Genomic DNA, 18,492 nt, shown 5'->3' with positions numbered 1-18,492 from the left:
CTCTTCCCCGTTTCCCGAGGCCCTTCAACCCAGCCTTCCGAACCCAGGCTGCCCCGGTCGCTGGATTAATCCCGCAAGCTTTAGCAGCCGCCGTCGTGTCCTGCAGACGATCAAACACTACGAAAAATGCGTCCTTATGTTCCTGCCGGTACCAGCCAGAACCTGATGAATCACCGCTTAAACGAACCACGGTCGTTGCAACTCCCGAAGTCAGGGTGTTGCAACGACCGCTAGAACCCGCCCGGATTTCGGGGCCTCAGCTGTACGTTCGCGCTTCGCCGTTTAAGCCCGACGGCGGCGCTCTGCTAGGATGGAACGTCACCTTGGCGAGGGGACCGCTTTCCTGCGGTCCCGTTATCGACTGGGTCCTTGGCTCCCATGCCGGTCGTCCGACCGCGGGGCGGCCGGACGAGTCCCGCCGCCCACCTGGCCCGGCCACGCGCCGTCGGCCATTGAACATAGAGGAGCCTCTTATGTCTGAGCAGAAGCTCGCAGCAGAACTGCGCACCGAATTCGGCAAGGGCTACGCCCGCCGCGCCCGCGCAGCCGGCCAGATCCCCGCCGTCATCTACGGCCACGGCGCAGAGCCGCTGCACGTCAACCTCCCGGGCCGCGCCACCACCCTGGCCGTCCGCGTTGCCAACGCCCTGCTGGCCCTGGACATCAACGGCGAAGAGCACCTCGCCATCGTCAAGGACATCCAGCGCGACCCGATCAAGCAGATCATCGAGCACATCGACCTGCTGACCGTCCAGAAGGGCGAAAAGGTCACCGTTGACGTTCCCGTCCACGTGATCGGCGAAGCCGCTGCCGGCGTCGTTGCCAACCAGGAAGCCACCACGGTTTCCCTCGAGGCAGAAGCCACCCACCTGCCCACCGCCATCGAGGTCGACATCGAAGGCCGCGAAGCCGGTGCGCACGTTCACGCTTCCGACCTCGCACTGCCGAAGGGCGCTGCCCTGCTGAGCGACGCCGACACCCTGATCGTCAACCTCTCCGAAGCCACTGCACCGGCCGAGGAAGAGGAAGCCGGCGAAGAAGCTGCTGAGGAAGCCGCTCCCGCCGCCGAGTAATCCTTGCCGGCTCCGCCTGGTTCTTGGAACCGCGGAGCCGGGGCAGTGATGCCTTGGAAGTGGCCGGAACCCCTTGCGGGTCCCGGCCACTTCTTTTTCCCTTTCATTCCCTGATTCCTAGGATGGGTCCATGACAGATACCTGGTTGGTGGTCGGCCTCGGCAACCCCGGCGCGCAATACAGCAACAACAGGCACAATGTGGGCCAGATGGTCCTGGACGAACTTGCTGCCAGGATCGGCGGCAGCTTCAAGACCCACAAGGCCCGTGCGCAGGTGGCGGAAGGCCGGCTCGGAATCGGCGGCCCGAAGCTCGTCCTGGCCAAGCCCATGTGCTACATGAACGTGTCCGGTGGCCCGGTGTCCGCGCTCTCCAAGTTCTTCGGCATCGACGCCGGCCATGTGATCGCCGTGCACGACGAGATCGACATCCCCTTCAACACGGTCAAGCTCAAGATCGGCGGCGGCGAAGGCGGCCACAACGGGCTCCGTGACATCTCCAAGGCCCTCGCCACCAAGGATTACCTCCGGGTGCGCGTCGGCGTCGGCCGCCCGCCCGGCCGCATGGACACCGCAGACTTCGTGCTGCGGGATTTTGCGACGGCGGAGAAGAAGGACCTGCCGTTCCTCCTGGATGAGGCGGCAGACGCCGTCGAAATGCTGGTATCCAGCGGCTTGCTGGCCGCGCAGCAGAAATTCCACCCGGCCAAGGGCTGACGACTACCCGCGTACTCACACTGTCGGTATCCGGGTGGATGCTCTACTTACTTGGAAAAGGGAGTAGTACTCTACTCGTTAAGTGGCGCCCGGGCACCGTTCGGCCCTTAGCCGCCGGACTTGAGGACAGATAAATGTCGAGGGAGACGCAGAGCTGGGGCGATGCTTCGAAGGCGTTGGATCCTGGCAAGCCGGAAACGGTGGCGGGAAGCCACATGCAATGGTCGGTTGCCGCGCGCGGCCGCGAAATGGCCAGGGTCAAGGAGGCACTTGACCATCCCGAAGTACTCGGCGTGGTCATCACCGGCGCCCAGGGCGTGGGCAAAAGTTCCATGGGCCGCTTGGTGGTTGCCTCGCTCGACAACGATCCCTACGTGATCCACCTGCGGAGTTCCTCCACGGGGGACAGTACCCCGTATGGCTGCTTCAGTTTCATGCTCGCCAGGCTGCCCCAGAAGTACCTGGCCTCGCCCACCGGAATCCTCCAGGGAATTACGTCCTTGATCCGGGAGGATGCCGGCGGCCGGGATGTCATCCTGGTCCTGGACAACCCAGGTGGCACCGATGAAATGAGCACGGGGGTGCTCATGAACATCCTGCTGACGGGGGCCGCCCGCATCATCGCCATCGCCCAGCAGTCCAGCGATCTTCCCGTGGACTTCCACTGGTTCCTCCAGGAAGGCCGCCTGGCCGAGGTCCAGCTTGAAACCCTGGGCCATGAGCAGACCGCCGATGTCCTGGCCACCATGCTGGGCCACCGCATGACCGCCGCACTGGTCAGCCGGCTGCATACCGCGTCCGGGGGCAACCCGCTCCTGCTCGAATCCCTCGTGGCCGAGCAACGCGCGGCGGGAAACCTGGTGCTGGTCAATTCCGTCTGGACGCTGCGCGGCGAACTCGTCATTGAAAACGCCCATGGCCTCGAAGAAGTCGTCCGGGCCCGGTGGAGCAGGGAAAATCCGGAGACCCGCGAAATCGTGGAGATGCTGGCCTGTGCCCGGCGGGTTCCCTTGGGCCGGCTGGCCGCGGTTTTCGATGCCAAGACCCTCGCCGACATGGAGGATTCCGGCCTGATCGCGGTGGACGATTGCCCCATGCGCTGGACCTCGCTGCGCCAGCCGTACGTGGCGGATATCGTCCGGTCCTGGCTGACCGTGCCGCGCCGCAGGCAGTTGCGCGCCACGCTGCTGGACGGGCAGGAACCGGACATGGCGGACATGTCCGAGCAGGAGGTGCTGGGCTACGCGGCCCTCTCCCACGACGCGCAGGTCCCGCTGGCCCCGGCGCACGCCCTGGCCGCCGCGGGTGCCGCGGTCCGCCACTTCGATCCGGGCTTCGCCCTGAAGTGCGCTGAAGGAATCCAACGCTCCGACCCCGAGTGGGTGGCCGGGCAGTGTCGCAAGGCCGAAGCGTTGATCCTCATGGCGGACTACCGGCGTGCCTTGGCCGAGGTGGAGGATGTCACGGCCGGGCAGATCGATGCCTTGACAGCCAAGGAGCTGGCCGCGTACTTCGCCGCCAAGGCCAATGCCCTGCGCTGGCTGCCGGGCCGTGCGGAAGACTCGAGCGCCGCCCTCCGTGAAGCGCGCGGGCGGCTGGAGGCCTTCCGGGCGTCCGGTCCGCAGGCGCCGGCACTCCGGGACGAGCTTGCCGCGGCCGGACGGCGCCTTGACCTGGAGGAATTCGCCCACGCCGCGTACCTCGGAAACTATACCGAGGTCATCGAGGCCCTGGAGGCCGCGTCCGCCGACCAGGATCCCGCCCATATGGAGCACAGCCTGGCATGTTCCGTGATACTCATCGAGGCCTACTCCGTTACCGGCCGTGAGCTGGACGCCCTGCGCCTCGTCGAATTCGTAGGCCAGAGGATGGAAGGGCTGCCCGAGAGCCACGGCCTGCGCGACTACTTCCGACTGACCGCCTTCTGTGCCAACCTCCAGGCCGGGCAGTGGCGCAGTTGCCTGCGCCTGCTCGGCACCGGGCCGCTCGCTTCGCCGTCGGAATTGCAGTACCGGGGCGCGGCCCTGGAACTGGCAGTCGGGCTGGCCAACCTTTTCGCGGGCCGGGGCGCCAAGGCGTTGGATTCCCTGCTGCCCGCCGTGGCGCAGCTGGAACACCGTTCGGTGATGGACCTGCTGCAGCTTGGCTACGCCGCCACCGCGTTCGCCTACGCGCAGTTGGGCGACTCACCGAACGCCTACAGCTACCTTTCCATGGAGAGCGACGCCGGATCCGCCGGCGCATTCCTGTCGAACCGGGCGCGGGAATTCTGTTCGGACATGGCCCGCCGCTGGCTGGGTGAACCTGAAGCGCGCGAGCGCCTGATCGCCGCGGCGAAGGAGGACATCGCGCACGGCCGTTACACCACGGCCGGGCTGAACATCGTGGGAGCCACGGTCAATGGCCGCGATGAGGACTTCCGCCTGATGGAGGAGGTCGCCGCGCACCGCCAAGGCCCGCTCGCCCGCTTGTCGGCGTTGATGGCCAAGGGCTGCCTGGCCCACAGCGCGCGGATCATGATGGAAGCCGCGGACCTCGCTGCAAGCCTGGAACTGGACGCGATGGAAGCGCGCTGCGTTGCACTCGCCCTGGACTACTCCAGGTCCGTCTCCGACCACGCCACCCTCCGCCAGGCCCAGGCACGGCTGGACCGGCTTTCCCAGCTGCTGGTGGAGCTTCCGGTCATGCCCCGGGGCAACGCACCCCTGCTGACCGAACGCGAACGCCAGATCGCCCGGATGGCCGGGCACGGTGTCTCCAACCGGGACATTGCCAAGGACATCGGCGTCTCGGTCCGCACCGTTGAAGGCCATCTCTACCAAGTGTTTGCCAAGCTGAGTGTGTCCTCGCGACGTGATCTGCTTGGCCTCATCTAACAGGAACAGCGCAGGCCCCGGCGGCCTTGCCGACGTCAACCCGGTACGGTCCCGGCCCTTGGTGGGGCGGGACCACGAACTTGACGTGGCAACGCAGGCCCTGCGGGGCGGCGCCACCGCGGCAGTGCTCCTGGTTGCCGAAGCCGGGGCCGGGAAGTCCAGCCTGGCGGAGTCGATCGCCGCCGCGTTGTCTGGAGACTTCATCGTCATGCGGGTGCACGGCAGCCCGTCCCTCGCGAACGTTCCCTACGGCGTTCTTGCTCCCTACCTGGTGGATCTTCCGGAAGACCCCACCAGTTCCCATATCGCCATCCTGCGTGCGTTCTGGGCCCAGTTCGAACGCCTCCGCGAAGGCCGGAAACAGCCGCTGCTCCTCCTGGTGGACGACGCCCACGAACTGGACGAAGCCACGGCAAACGTGATCGTGGACCTCATCACGGCCAATTGGGCCAAGCTGGTGGCCTCGGCCCGTCCCCGGCCGGGGCTCCCTGCTCCGATGATGCAGCTCTGGTACGACAGCCTGGCGGAGCGGATCGACCTGCCCCACCTGGGCAAGGACGACGTCGGCAAGATCTGCGGGAATCTCCTCGACGGCCCCGTCCTGGCCAGCACGGTCCAATTCCTCTGGGCCGCCTCCGAAGGCAATCCCTTGCTGCTGAACTGCCTGGTGGAGGACGCGCGTGCGGCAGGCACCCTGGCCAAACGCAACGGGATCTGGATCCTCCACGGGCCGCTGGCGAGCGATGGCCCCGCCCTCACGGGGTTCGTGCGGAACCAGCTGCTGCGCAGGACGCCGCAGGAGCGGGACGCCCTGACCATGATCGCCCTGGCCGAACCGGTAAGCATCGACGCGCTGGAAGACGATTTCGGCGTCGAGCTGCTGCAGAACCTCGTGGAGAGCCAGCTCCTGGTGGCGTCCGGCGGAGGAGGAACCCTGCGGCTGCGGCATCCCGTCTACGCCGAGGCGATCCGCAGCATGGTCTCCGCATCGCGGAGCCTGCAGCTGCACCAGCAGCTAGCGTGGCGCCTGGAACAGCAGCAGGGTTCCGAGGGGGCGCTGTTGCGGAGGGTGGCCTGGTCCTTGGAATCCGGGGTGAAAGTGCCCGAGCGTCAACTGCTCCGCGCCTCCGTGCACGCGGCCCGGACCTTCCAGAACGACACCGCGATTTCCCTGGCGGCCCGCCTGCCCGACGGCCCGGCAAAGGCCCACGGACAACTCGCGGTCACGAGGGCACACTTCAATGCCGGCCGCTACGCCGATGCCGGGCGGGCCTTCGCCGAGGCAGCCCGCGCCCTGACCGAAACCGCAGCACCGGACAACGGCAATGGCAGGGCTGCGCGGCGCAAGTGGACCGGCGGGGCGGCCCTGCTGCGGCTCCTCCTGGAGCAGTCCATGGACGAGGTTCCTCCGGCAGGCCACGACAGCGGGGAGCTGATGGCCCGGCTGCTGTCCCTCGACCTCGCCGGGGACTTCGATGCGCTAGCCCGCCTCCTTGAAGAGCCGGGGACATCCGCTTCATTGGCCGACGACGGCGGATCCGCCAGGGCGTTCCTCCTCGCCCTCCGCGCGGACCTGCTGCGTTCCCAAGGGGACCCGCTTCAGGCCCAGGTGCTGGCCAAGCAGGCAGCCTCCGCCTTGGACATGGACCCGGAGGAACTGTTCTTCTACCCCGAGTTCGTGCTCTACCGAAAAGTCGCCGCGGCCCTCGACGCCGGTGACTGGGCCGGGGCGGAGGAGGATCTGTCCGGTTATGAGGCACAGTCCGGGGCCGGGCTCATCACCTTCGGCGGCACGGTCCAGTACTTCCGCGGGCTGTCCTGCCTCCGCCAGGGGCACTATGCCGAAGCCTTCAGCCTGCTGCGGCCCGCCGTCGAGATGCTCCGGTTGAACGACCCCCAGCAACTGCTGGCGCAGGCCACCGCCATGGCCGCGTACGCCGGGGTCAGGGCCGGCGAATCAGGCAGCGCACGCACCCTCCTGGACGGGCTCGGCGGGACGCGGGGAAGCGGGCCGGATGCCCTGCTCGCGGAGGTCTTCGCCGCCGCGGCGAAAGAAGCCCTGGACCGCGACGGCGGAGGCCTCCAAAGGCTCCAGGACCTGGTGGTGGGCGAGTGCGGAAGGCTCCCGGCCGGCGTCGAGCTCCAAGCGCTGTCCCTCTGGCTGGAACTCGGCAGCGCAGCGGCGGCCCAGCGCACCGTCGAGCGCGGAGGGGCCATGAGCGGCGCCTGGGCCTCGGCCTGGACCCGCTTCGCCACGGCCCGCGGCAGCAAGGACATCCGGACGGTCCTGTCCTCCGGCGACTACCTCCGCGCACTCGGCCAGATGCGCCTGGCGCGGGACTGCTACTCGATCGCCCTGTCCCTCTCGGAAGCGGCAGGGGAGCGGGCCGCGGCGCGGCAGGCAGCAGCCGGGAAGGACGCCTGCGAACTTGCCCTGGGGGAGAAGAAGGCCGCGCCCGCGGCGGAAGCACCGAAGGCCCGCGCCGTCCAGCTGACGCGCAGGGAGCGGGACATCATCGCCCTGGCCGCTTCCGGCCTGAGCGACCGCCAGATCGCCGACAAGCTGATGGTGTCCGTACGCACCGTGGAAGGCCACCTGTACCGCAGCTATGCGAAGCTCGGCATCCGCAGCCGCGACGAACTTTCCCCGCCGGCACCCTGACCTCGCTTCGCGTCGGCCAGGGAACCCGGCCGGCGTGGACCCACCCGCCGGCCCCCTGACCTCGCTTCGCGTCGGCCAGGGAACCCCGCCGGCGTGGGCCCACCCGCCGGCCCCCTGACCTCGCTTCGCGTCGGCCAGGGAACCCGGCCGGCGTGGACCCACGCGCCGGCCTCCTGAGCACTACTCACCCCCGGAAACCACCGAACTGAGTAGCCGCACTCCCGCCAAGTAGTTAATAAAATGATTTGATTAATCAGAGTGAGTACACCCAAGTAATCCTCCCGCCGTCCCTTCCCGAACTGAGTACCCGAGGCGGGACCAGGACGTCCCGGCCGCGGCCAAGTCGAGTAGTGGTTACGGATGTGCCGCGCTTCGGCAGACGGTTGACTGATTCCAGCCACTGGAAAACAGCCAAAGGGTCTCACAATGCGCCAACAACCAGCCCGTCTCGACGATCGTGCATCGTCGCGCGCAGCGGTCGAAGCGCAGGCGGCTCCAGTGGCAGCGCACCCCGGTTCGGTGTGCGCTGGCGATGGGGGGCAGCCGGCCGGTTTGTCCGGCCGGATGTCCGGCCCCGCGCCAAGCTCCGGTTTTTCCCGGTACCGCCGGCATGGATCCGGCAGTACCCCCAAGACGGAGCCGGCGGCGTTAGAGTCTTCTGAGACCAAGGCTCTACCCCCAGCCGCCGCCGGCTCCCTGAACCCGGCCGTTTCCCGGTTCCCTGCTGCCCGGTTCGATGCTGTCCGCTTCCGCGTCCTGGTCTCGGCATGAGCGCCATCGATGACTTCCACGCCCGCACCGTCAACCACTCGGCCTACTGGCGCCAAAGCGGCAGCCCGGCCCTGAAAGGGCACGTGCCGCACCGCGCGGCCTGGGACGCCGCGCTGCTCGCGCCGGCGTCGTCCGTTGATTCCGGGACGCCCTGGGCGAAAAGGTACCGGCGCTTCCTGCGCATTACGGACGCAGCAATCGTGCTTCTCACCGTGGCGGCGGCCTATACCCTCCGCTTCGAACCGGCCGACGCTTTGGCCGCGGGTTCGAGTACCTCCTACCTGATCGTCAGCGCGGCGATCCTGGTGCTCTGGGTGCTGGCCCTGGAGGTCTACCACACCCGGGATGACACAGTGCTGGGCATCGGTTCGGACGAGTACAAGCGCGTACTGGACGCCACCATGCGTGTGTTCGGCGCCATGGCGATCCTCATGATCGTGTTCGACGTCGACATCGTCCGCAGCTACTTCGCCCTCGCCATGCCGGCCGGTGCCTTCCTCCTGCTGCTCAGCCGTTGGCAGTGGCGGGCCTGGCTGAGCCGCCAGCGGCACTTCGGCCACTACCTCTCCAAAGTGCTGGTGGTCGGCGAGCGCGGCGACGTGGAATACGTGGTGCGGCAGTTCGGCAAGGTGTCCGGCGCGGCCTACGAGGTGGTGGGCGCGGCCCTCCCCGGAACGCCGGCGGGGGGCAGCCTGCAGCTTTCGGAGAAGAGCATCCCGGTGCTGTGCGGCCTCGATGCCGAAGAGGTGGCCGCCACCGCACAGCGGACCGGAGTGAACTCCGTGGTGGTGGCGGGCAGCCTGCCGGGCGGACCGCGGGCCATCCGCGAGCTGGCATGGACGCTGGAATGCACCGACGCCGGCCTGGCCCTGGCCTCGAGCCTGACCAACGTGGCCGGGCCGCGGATCCACTGGCGCCCGGTGGAGGGCCTGCCCCTGATGCATGTGGAACTTCCGCAGTTCGCCGGTGGCAAGCACGTGCTCAAACGGGCGGTGGACATCGTCGTCGCCGGTACCGCGCTCCTGCTGCTGCTCCCGCTCTTTTCGGTGCTCGCTTGGGTGGTGTGGCACGACAGCCGCGGCCCCGTGTTCTTCAAGCAGGAACGGGTGGGCCGCAACAGCGAACGCTTCATGATGTACAAGTTCCGCTCCATGGTGGCCACGGCAGAAGAGGAACTGGCCGGCCTGGCGGAGCTGAACGAGGGAGCGGGCCCGCTGTTCAAGATCAAGGACGATCCGCGCATCACGCGTGCCGGCCGCTGGCTGCGCAAGTACTCCCTGGACGAACTGCCCCAGCTGTGGAACGTGCTCCGTGGCGACATGAGCCTGGTGGGTCCGCGGCCTCCGCTGCCCTGCGAAGTGGACGGCTACGAAAGCCACGCCCGGCGCCGCCTGCTCATCAAGCCGGGCATCACGGGCCTCTGGCAGGTCAACGGACGGTCGAACCTCGACTGGGACGAATCCGTCCGCCTCGATCTCTACTACGTCGAAAACTGGTCTCTGACCGGCGACATCATGATCCTCTGGCGCACCGCCAAGGTGGTCATGAAGCCGGTCGGGGCCTACTAAGCGGACCGCACCGAAAGGGGTGTTTGCAACATGGGTCTCAGAATCGGATACGCACCGGGCGCCTTCGACCTGTTCCACGTGGGCCACCTGAACATCCTCAAGCACGCCAAGAGCCGCTGCGACTACCTGATCGCCGGCGTCGTTTCCGACGAGATGCTCGAACTGGTGCGGGGCCGGGCGGCCGTGGTGCCGCTGGCCGAACGGATCGAGATTGTCCGCAACATCGGCTACGTTGACATGGCCTTCGCCGAGACGGTGCCGGACAAGCTGCAGGTGTGGGAAGAGCTACGCTTCAACCTGTTCTTCAAGGGCGACGACTGGAAAGGCACGGCAGAGGGAAACCGGCTCGAAGAAGCGTTCGCGAAGGTCGGCGTCGAGGTGGTCTATTTCCCTTACACGGTGCACACCTCCAGCACAGCGTTGAGGGCCGCGCTGGAACTGATCGGTGAACCGTCCGTCCGCCGGACCGCGGGGAGCCGGCCATGACCGGGCTGCGGATCGCGATGCTGGGAACCCGCGGCGTGCCCGCCCGGTACGGGGGATTCGAAACCGCCATCGAGGAAATCGGCCAGCGCCTGGCCGCCCGCGGGCATGAGGTCACCGTGTACTGCCGCCACAGCAACGGCAACCCGGACGACGATCCGCGCGAGTACCTGGGCATGAAACTGGTGTTCCTGCCTGCCCTGCGCAAGCGGGCGCTGGAAACCCTGAGCCACACAGGTCTTTCGGTGACGCACCTGATCGGGCAGCAGCTGCGGCACCGCAGCGACGCCGCGATCGTCTTCAACGCCGCCAACGCCCCGTTCCTGCCGCTGATCCGTGCGGCCGGAATCCCGGTGGCCACGCACGTGGACGGCCTTGAATGGAAGCGCGCCAAATGGGGGCCCGCGGGACAGAAGTACTATCTGCGGATGGAAGCGCTCGCCGTGCGCTGCTCCGACCTGCTGATCGCGGACGCCATCGGCATCCAGGACTACTACCGGGAAAAGTTCGACGCCGACACCGTGTACCTGGCGTACGGCGCACCGATCCACGCCGGGGGAGAGTCCGGGAAGCTGGCGGAGCTGGGCCTGGCGCCGCAGGGCTACCACCTGGTGGTGGCGCGCTTCGAACCGGAGAACCATGTACACCTGATCGTCGAAGGCTACGTCCGCAGCGCGGCGAAGGAGCCCCTCGTGGTGGTGGGATCGGCGCCGTACTCGGATGAGTACACCCGCACCGTGCACGAGCTCGGCGATGAGCGGGTGCGCTTCGTAGGCGGCGTGTGGGACCAGGAACTGCTGGACCAGCTGTACGCCAACGCCCGGATCTACTGGCACGGGCATTCGGTGGGCGGCACCAATCCTTCGCTGCTGCGCGCCATCGGTTCGGGCACGGCCACGAATGCCTTCGACGTCGGCTTCAACCGCGAGGTGCTCTCCACCGCGGGCCGCTACTTCAGCAGCCCGGAGGACGTGGCGGCGCTTGCCGACGATGCCGGGAGCGGCGAGGAACTCGCCGAGCGGGGCGAACTGGCCCGCGCCTTCGCGCGCCGCTACGACTGGGACAAAGTGGCGGACGGCTACGAGCAGCTGTGCCTGGAGCTGGCGGCCAAGCGCCACCCGGCCGGGCAACGCCACCCCGCACGGAGGCACCGCGCGGAGAAACACGGCACCATCAAGCACGGCACCGCGGGAGTGGCACGGTGAGCGTCAAGGCAGCTTCCGGCGTCGGGAATTCCCCGGCACTGCGCACTGCGCTCGACCGCCTGGGCGGGGCGCAGAAGAAGGCCGCGCGCAGTGCCCCGGCGTATTCGCGCTACGTCAACCGCAGGCTCGGCCGGTACTTGGCGGCGCTCGCCTTCGCGGCGGGGCTCTCACCGAACGCGGTGACCGGCATCAGCGCCGTGTTCACTTTCGCCGGGATCGTGTTGCTCATGCTGTTCCCGCCGTCCTTGGGGCTTGGGGTTGCGGTGGCGCTGCTGTTGGCCACCGGCTATGCGCTGGACTCCGCGGACGGGCAGCTGGCCCGCCTTACCCGGTCCGGCTCGTCCGCAGGGGAGTGGCTGGACCATATGGTCGACGCCGCCAAGACGTCCCTGCTTCCGCTCGCCCTCGCGGTGGGCCTGTACCGGTTCGACGCCGCTCCGCCGCTCGTGCTGCTGGTGCCGTTGTCCGCGGCTGTTGTTTGTGCGGTCCTGTTCTTCGGCATGATCCTGACCGAACAACTGCGCCGGCAGCGCGGCGTCGAATCGCTGGCCGACGATTCCCGCCGGCCCTCCTGGGTGCGTTCCCTGCTGGTGGTGCCCATGGACTACGGATTGTTGTGCTGGGTCTTTGTGCTCTACGGAGCGGTGCCGGTGTTCATGTCTGTGTACACCGTGATTGTTGTGGCGACGGCGGCGTTCCTGGTCTTGGCCTCCGTCAAATGGTTCCGGGAGCTTTCGGTGCTCCCTGAACCGCCGCATGGAAAACACCTCCGGGAAGCCGTCCCGGACACCACATGAGTCTCTGGGGGACCATGATGAAAAGCTCCATATTCCCGAAGGCGAGGCTACGGACCGCGTTGTTGGTGGCCGCCCTTGCCGTGCCCGGCGCGGCACTGGTTGTCTGGGCGGCTGTCCAGGCCGGAGTGTCCGGCGCGCCGCGGATCAGCGAGTCGGCGCCGTCCGCCGTCAGCGTGCCCGTCAGTCCCGTCCCCGGCGGCGGAGGGACCACGACGCCGGACGGGCCACCGCCCGCTACCGCGTCGCCGTCGCCCGGGGCTCCACAAGCCGCCCCTTCCGCGACCGCGCCGGCGAAAGTCCCCGCGAAAGACCCGGCACCGGTGGATCCGCGGAACAAGAGCGAGAAGGAACTGGCGACGATCGCCCAGCCGGTTGCCCCCGCAGTGCCGCTGACGGAGAAGAAAACCGTCCGGAACGGCGTCACCGCCACCATCACCGGGCTGCAGGCCGTGGACGGGGAAGCCCGCGGCGTCGGCGAAATCGCCGGACCCGCGCTGCGCTTCACCGTCACGGTCAGCAACGGAACGGCCTCGGCGCTGAAGCTCGGCACGGCCCTGGTCAACGTCAGCTACGGCGCTGACGATTCCCCGGCCAGTCCCTTGAGCGGGCCGGGTGCCACGGAGTTCCCGCTGAGTGTGGCCGCCGGAGCGAGCGCCTCAAGCACGCTCGTCTTCGCGGTTCCCCTGGATCAGCGCGGCAAGGTGCGGATCTCCTTCAGCCTCGATGCGCTCACTCCGATCGCGGTCTTTGAAGGGCAGGCCCCACGATGACCGGCACCATCGCCCGCCCGGCCCGGCCCGGACGCGCGCGGCCCGTCCACACCCGGCTCGGGCACGGCCTGCCGCAACCCGCGCGCCGCGCGGCCCGGCGGGCCCGCAAGACCGCCCGCCGCCTGGCCGCCTACGCGGGGCTGCTCCACCTGCGGCTGCGGAACCTGCTGGTGCGCAGCAGCGCCACCGGCAGCGCCGACGTCGTGGTGTCCATGACCAGCTACGGCCCCAGGATCCGGACAGTCTCCGTGGCACTGGAGTCGATCGCGCGCGGCACCGTCAAACCGCGGCGGATGATCCTCTGGCTGGACGACCCGCGGCTGCTCGACGACGAACCGGCCGCCCTGCGCCGGCTCCGCCGCCGCGGCGTGGAGGTACGGCTCAGCGGCAACTACGGCCCGCACACCAAGTACTACCCCTACGTGTCGGCTCCGGAGCTGGAAGGCTACCCGCTGGTCACCGCGGATGACGACATCATCTACCCGCCCACCTGGCTTGAGGTCCTGCTGGATGCCAACGTAGCCCACCCGGACATGATCCACGGCCACTGGGTGAGCGCCATCGGGATCAACAACGGCAGCATCGTCCACTACGACGCCTGGGAACGCCGCAAGGATACCCGGCCGGCATTCAACAACTTCGCCCTCGGCGTCTCCGGGGTGATCTACCCGCCGGCCATGCTGCGCGAACTGCGGCGCAGGGGCGTGCTCTTCATGGATGTCTGCCCGGGGGCGGACGATATCTGGCTGCACTGGGTGGCCCTCCGCGCCGGCATCCCGGTGCGGCAGGTGGACAGGATGCCGCGGCATTTTCCGATGATCCCCGGCAGCCAGCACACCCCCTTGAACGAACTGAACGTGGAGCAGCACCGCAACGACCACTGGATCCGCGGGCTGTACTCGCACACCGACATCGAACTGCTTACCGCGGCGGGCCTGGCAGAAGGCCGTACGGAACACCGACGCTTCACCAAGAATCTCTGGGACGGGGAAGACAATGCGCATAAGTGACGATTCCCGGGCAGGCCACCGGCGCCCGGCACGCAGGGGCTTCCGCACGCCCCTCCTGGCAGCGCTGCTGGGATTCGCGACGGCGGTGTCGCTCGCCGTCGTCGGGACAGTACCGGCACGGGCTGACACCGCCCCCGCCAACCCCGCCGACCCGAAGACGCCCGTGACCGTGGCCGCCGACGGGCTGCCTACCGCACAGATCAACGGCGTGGCCTGGACCCAGGTGATCATCGGCAACACGGTGTACGTGGGCGGCAACTTCACCGAAGCCCGGCCGTTCGGCGCGGCACCCGGCACCGGCGTGGCCCGTGCCAACCTGCTGGCCTACAACCTCACCACCGGCGCCCTGAGCACCACCTTCGCGCCCACCACCAACGGCGAAGTCACCGCGCTCGCAGCGTCCCCGGACGGCTCACGCCTCTACGCCGGCGGCTCCTTCACCACCGTCAACGGCTCCACGGTGTGGCGCCTGGTGGCCTTGAACCCCGCCAACGGTGCAATCATCACCAGCTTCCTCCCCAAGGTGTCCGCCTCGGTCCGCGCAATCGTGGCGACGGCGGACACCGTTTATTTCGGCGGCCTGTTTGACGCCGTCGGTTCGGTCAGCCGTGGGCGGCTCGCCGCCGTGACCGCAGCCAACGCCACCCTGCTGCCATGGAACCCGGTGGCCGCCGGCGGACGGGTCAACGCGTTGGCCCTGGCACCCAACGGCGCCAGCATGGTGGTGGGCGGCGCGTTCACCAGCCTCAACGGCTCCACCAACCCAGGCTTCGGCCTGGGCCGCGTGGACACCAACACCGGCACCCTCATGCCGTTCCCCATCAACAACGTGGTCCGCAACGGCGGAACCAACGGCGCCATCACCACCCTGGCCACGGACGGTGCCAACGTGTACGGCGCCGGATACACCTTTGGCCGCACCAGCACGTTGGAGGGCATGTTCTCCGTGAACTGGTCGGACAACTCCACCAAATGGATCGAGGACTGCCACGGCGACACTTACTCGATCGCCCCGCAAGGGGACGTGGTGTACCTGGCGGGGCACGCCCACTACTGCGGCAACGTGGACGGCTTCCCGCAAACGCAGCCCTGGCAGTTCAACCGGGCGCTGGCCTTCAGCAAGGCGGCCACCGGGGTCCTCACCCAGGAAAGCCACGGCTACACCAACTTCGCCGGCACCCCGGCGCCTTCATTGCTGAACTGGTACCCGTTCTTGGATGCCGGTTCCTTCACCGGCCAGGACCAAGGCCCGTGGAGCGTGGCCAGCACCGCGGATTACGTGGCCATGGCCGGCGAATTCACCATCGTCAACAACCAGCCGCAGCAGGGACTGGTCCGCTATGCCAAGAGCAGCATCGCGCCCAACCAGCGCGGCCCGCGGGTGGACGGCACCAACCTCAATCCCACCCTGTCCACGCCCGGCCCTGGCCAGGTGCGCGTGCGCTGGCAAGCGAACTGGGACCAGGACAACCGCGAACTCACGTATCAGGTGCTGCGGGACAGCAACGTCATCCGCACCATCGAACAGCCCTCCACGTTCTGGGACCGGCCCGGGATGACCTTCCTGGACACCGGGCTTACCCCGGGCCAGGAATACCGGTACCGTGTCTTCGCCCGTGATCCGTTCGGCAACGAAGCCCGCAGCGATACCGTGACGATCACCGCGGGCGGCACCGCTCCGCCGTCGAGCGCTTACGCCGCCTCCGTACAGGCCGACGATCCGGTGAACTACTGGCGCCTCGGCGAACCTTCCGGCGTGACGGGCGTGGATTCTGCCGGCAAGGACGACCTCGAGCTCATGCCCGGCGTCACTTTCGGCGCGTCCGGCGCAGTGAACGGCGAGGCGAATACGGCCGCGTCCTTCAACGGCACCACCAGCAGCGTGGCCTTCAACCCGACCCTGGCCAAGCGGCCCAACGTGTTCAGCGTCGAGGCCTGGTTCCGCACCAACACCATCACGGGCGGCGAGATCATCGGTTACGGCAACACCCAGTCCGACGTCTCCGCGGACAAGGACCGCACGGTCTACATGTCCAATACGGGCCGGCTCTACTTCGGCGTCCGGCCCGACGGCGGCACCCGGCAGACCATCAACACCACCGGCAGTTACAACAACAACCAGTGGCACCACGTGGTGGCCACGCTCGGCCCGAACGGCATGCAATTGTTCGTCGACGGCGTGCTGCAGGCCAGCCGCGCCGATGTCACCACGGCCTGGCCGATCGATGCCTACTGGCGGATCGGCGGCGACACCCTGGGCAGCTGGGCGGACCGGCCCTTGAGCCGCTACCTGGCCGGCCAGATCGACGAGGTGGCCATCTATCCGGCCGTGCTGCCGCTGTCCCGGGTGCAGGCCCACTATGTGGCGTCCGGCCGAACGGTGAACGCCCCGCCGGCGCCGCCGGTGGCCAGGTTCACCACGAGCACCAACGGGCTCACTGTGAGCGTTGACGGCACCACGTCCTCGGACGCCAACGGCCCCATCACGGCGTACGCCTGGAACTTCGGCGACGGCGGAACCGGCAGCGGGGTGGCCGCGCAGCACACGTACGCGGCCGGCGGCACGTACACCGTCACGCTGACGGTCACGGACAACACCGGCAACACCGATTCCGAAACCCACCCCGTCACGGTGACGGCCCCGCCGCCCAACCAGCCGCCGTCGGCCGCTTTCACCGCCACCGCGGACGATCTCGCGGTTGCCTTCGACGGCAGCGGCTCGGCGGACCCGGACGGCACCATTGCCGCCTACGCCTGGACCTTCGGCGACGGCGGCACCGCCACCACCGCGGCGCCTTCGCACAGCTACGCGGTGGCTGGTACGTACGCAGTGAAACTCACCGTCACCGATGACGACGGCGCCACCGGCACCCTGACGAAGAACGTCACCGTCACCGCGCCGCCGCCGGATACCGTCCTGGCCGCCGACGCCTTCGGGCGGACGACGTCGGGCGGCTGGGGCAGCGCCGACACCGGCGGTCCCTGGACCATCGCCGGAGGGGCCACCAACTTCGCAGTCAACGGCGGCAGCGGCGCCATGACGATCGGCACAGCGGGCCAAAGCCGCAGCGCGCTGCTGAACTCCGTGTCCTCGGCCGATGTCGACGCACGGGTGGAGGTCTCCGCGGACAAGGTGGCCAACGGTGGGGGCTGGTTCGCCTCGCTGCTGGGCCGGCACGCGGGCAGCAACGACTACCGGGCCAAGGTGAAGGTGGCCAGCACCGGTGCGGTTTCCCTGTACCTCACCCGCGTGGTGGGCGGCGCCGAAGCAACCATCGCCGGGCCGCTGAACATCGCCGGGCTCACGGTGGCAGCAAACGAGCGGCTGGTCCTGCGGCTCAAGCTGCAGGGCGTCAACGCCACGGCGGTCAGCGGCAAGGTGTGGCGGGCCGGGACGGCGGAGCCGGCGGCCTGGCAGCTCACGGTGAACGACTCCACGGACGCCCTCGAAGTACCGGGCGGCGTGGGGCTGGTGAGCTACCTGTCCGGCTCCAGCACGAACGTTCCCGTCGTGCTGCGCTACGACGGACTGAACGCCACGGCCGGCGGCAACCCGACGCCGAACGTCGCGCCGGTGGCCGCCTTCACCTCCTCGGTCAGCAACCTCACCGCCTCGTTCAACGCCGGCGGTTCCACGGACAATGACGGAACCATCGCCGCCTATGCGTGGAACTTCGGCGACGCCTCGAACGGCAGCGGCCAGGCGCCGTCGCACACCTACGCCGCGGCAGGCACCTATCAGGTGACCCTGACTGTAACGGACGACGACGGCGCCACAGATGCGGTGACGCATGCGGTGACCGTCACGGATCCGCCGCCCGCGGCGCCTCTTGCTGCCGATGCCTTCGGCCGGGCGGTAGCGTCCGGCTGGGGCAGCGCTGACAGCGGCGGCGCCTGGACGATCGGCAGCGGCGCCGCGAACTACAACGTCTCCGGCGGCGTCGGCACCATGCTGCTTGGCACGGCCGGAGCATCCCGCTCCGCGGCATTGCCCGGGGCCGGCGGGCCGGACACGGACGTGCAGGTCAAGGTCTCGCTGGACAAGCTCGGCGACGGCGGCGGCACCTTCCTGAGCGTCACCGGGCGCCGGGTGGGCAGCGACGATTACCGCGCCAAGCTGAAGATCGCCGCCACGGGCGCCACCACTTTGTACCTGACGCGGACCTCGGGCAACGCGGAGACCACCCTGGTGTCCGCGAACGTCGCAGGGCTGACCGTGGCCGCGGGCGAGGCCGTGCAGATCCGCTTCCAGGTGATCGGGGCGAATCCGGCCACCATCCGGGCAAAGGCCTGGCGGGACGGAACCGCGGAGCCCGCGGCCTGGCTGCTGAGCCGGACGGACACCACCGCCTCGCTCCAGGCAGCCGGGACCACGGCATTGAACGCCTACCTGTCCGTGTCCGCCACGAACATGCCCGTGATTGCCCGCTTCGACGACTACCTCGTGCGGGTTCCGTGAGAGTAGCCTGAGGGGGACAGGTGCACACAATACACAGCAATCAACCCTTCGGCGGTGCCCGCCGGAGGGAACGGTGAGCGGCTCAGCGCCCACTCCACACCCG

Annotated in this window: 11 protein-coding genes; all 11 read left to right on the top strand. The window is 68.5% G+C overall.

Going from position 1 to position 18,492, the window contains the following annotated elements:
* Nucleotides 1-473: 473 nt before the first annotated feature.
* The 11 genes from BIU82_RS06260 to BIU82_RS06210 all read left to right on the top strand — a co-directional run bounded on the left by BIU82_RS06260 (nucleotide 474) and on the right by BIU82_RS06210 (nucleotide 18,389).
* On the top strand, nucleotides 474-1,073 hold the full coding sequence (locus BIU82_RS06260; RefSeq protein ID WP_070348614.1) for a 50S ribosomal protein L25/general stress protein Ctc: 600 nt from the start codon (nucleotides 474-476) through the stop codon (nucleotides 1,071-1,073).
* A gap of 130 nt (nucleotides 1,074-1,203) precedes the next feature.
* On the top strand, nucleotides 1,204-1,788 hold the full coding sequence (pth, locus tag BIU82_RS06255) for an aminoacyl-tRNA hydrolase (protein ID WP_070348613.1): 585 nt from the start codon (nucleotides 1,204-1,206) through the stop codon (nucleotides 1,786-1,788).
* Between the two features lie 134 nt (nucleotides 1,789-1,922).
* Nucleotides 1,923-4,664, top strand: coding sequence for a LuxR C-terminal-related transcriptional regulator (locus tag BIU82_RS06250; protein WP_070348612.1), 2,742 nt, complete (start codon nucleotides 1,923-1,925; stop codon nucleotides 4,662-4,664).
* The gene (locus tag BIU82_RS06245; RefSeq protein WP_083292220.1) at nucleotides 4,627-7,326 is read left to right on the top strand and encodes a helix-turn-helix transcriptional regulator; all 2,700 of its coding nucleotides are present in this window, start codon (nucleotides 4,627-4,629) and stop codon (nucleotides 7,324-7,326) included. The genes BIU82_RS06250 and BIU82_RS06245 overlap by 38 nt, the downstream gene beginning before the upstream one ends.
* 767 nt (nucleotides 7,327-8,093) lie before the next feature.
* Nucleotides 8,094-9,665: a sugar transferase gene (locus tag BIU82_RS06240; RefSeq protein WP_070348610.1), complete on the top strand. Its 1,572-nt coding sequence runs from the start codon at nucleotides 8,094-8,096 to the stop codon at nucleotides 9,663-9,665.
* A gap of 30 nt (nucleotides 9,666-9,695) precedes the next feature.
* Complete coding sequence (locus BIU82_RS06235) at nucleotides 9,696-10,151, top strand: adenylyltransferase/cytidyltransferase family protein (protein WP_070348609.1); 456 nt, start codon at nucleotides 9,696-9,698, stop codon at nucleotides 10,149-10,151.
* A complete protein-coding gene (locus BIU82_RS06230; protein WP_070348608.1) occupies nucleotides 10,148-11,353 on the top strand; it encodes a DUF1972 domain-containing protein in 1,206 nt (401 codons plus the stop codon). Before BIU82_RS06235 ends, BIU82_RS06230 begins: the two co-directional genes overlap by 4 nt.
* Nucleotides 11,350-12,150 (top strand): CDP-alcohol phosphatidyltransferase family protein, encoded by an 801-nt coding sequence (locus BIU82_RS06225; RefSeq protein WP_083292219.1) that lies wholly within the window; start codon nucleotides 11,350-11,352, stop codon nucleotides 12,148-12,150. Before BIU82_RS06230 ends, BIU82_RS06225 begins: the two co-directional genes overlap by 4 nt.
* Nucleotides 12,147-12,920 (top strand): hypothetical protein, encoded by a 774-nt coding sequence (locus BIU82_RS19605; RefSeq protein WP_139146525.1) that lies wholly within the window; start codon nucleotides 12,147-12,149, stop codon nucleotides 12,918-12,920. Before BIU82_RS06225 ends, BIU82_RS19605 begins: the two co-directional genes overlap by 4 nt.
* Nucleotides 12,917-13,930: a hypothetical protein gene (locus BIU82_RS06215; protein ID WP_070348606.1), complete on the top strand. Its 1,014-nt coding sequence runs from the start codon at nucleotides 12,917-12,919 to the stop codon at nucleotides 13,928-13,930. The genes BIU82_RS19605 and BIU82_RS06215 overlap by 4 nt, the downstream gene beginning before the upstream one ends.
* Complete coding sequence (locus tag BIU82_RS06210; protein WP_070348605.1) at nucleotides 13,917-18,389, top strand: PKD domain-containing protein; 4,473 nt, start codon at nucleotides 13,917-13,919, stop codon at nucleotides 18,387-18,389. Before BIU82_RS06215 ends, BIU82_RS06210 begins: the two co-directional genes overlap by 14 nt.
* Nucleotides 18,390-18,492 lie beyond the last annotated feature (103 nt).

It is taken from the genome of Arthrobacter sp. SW1 (assembly GCF_001766675.1).
In the GTDB taxonomy this organism is placed as follows: domain Bacteria; phylum Actinomycetota; class Actinomycetes; order Actinomycetales; family Micrococcaceae; genus Arthrobacter.
This window is presented reverse-complemented; position numbering and strand designations above follow the sequence as displayed.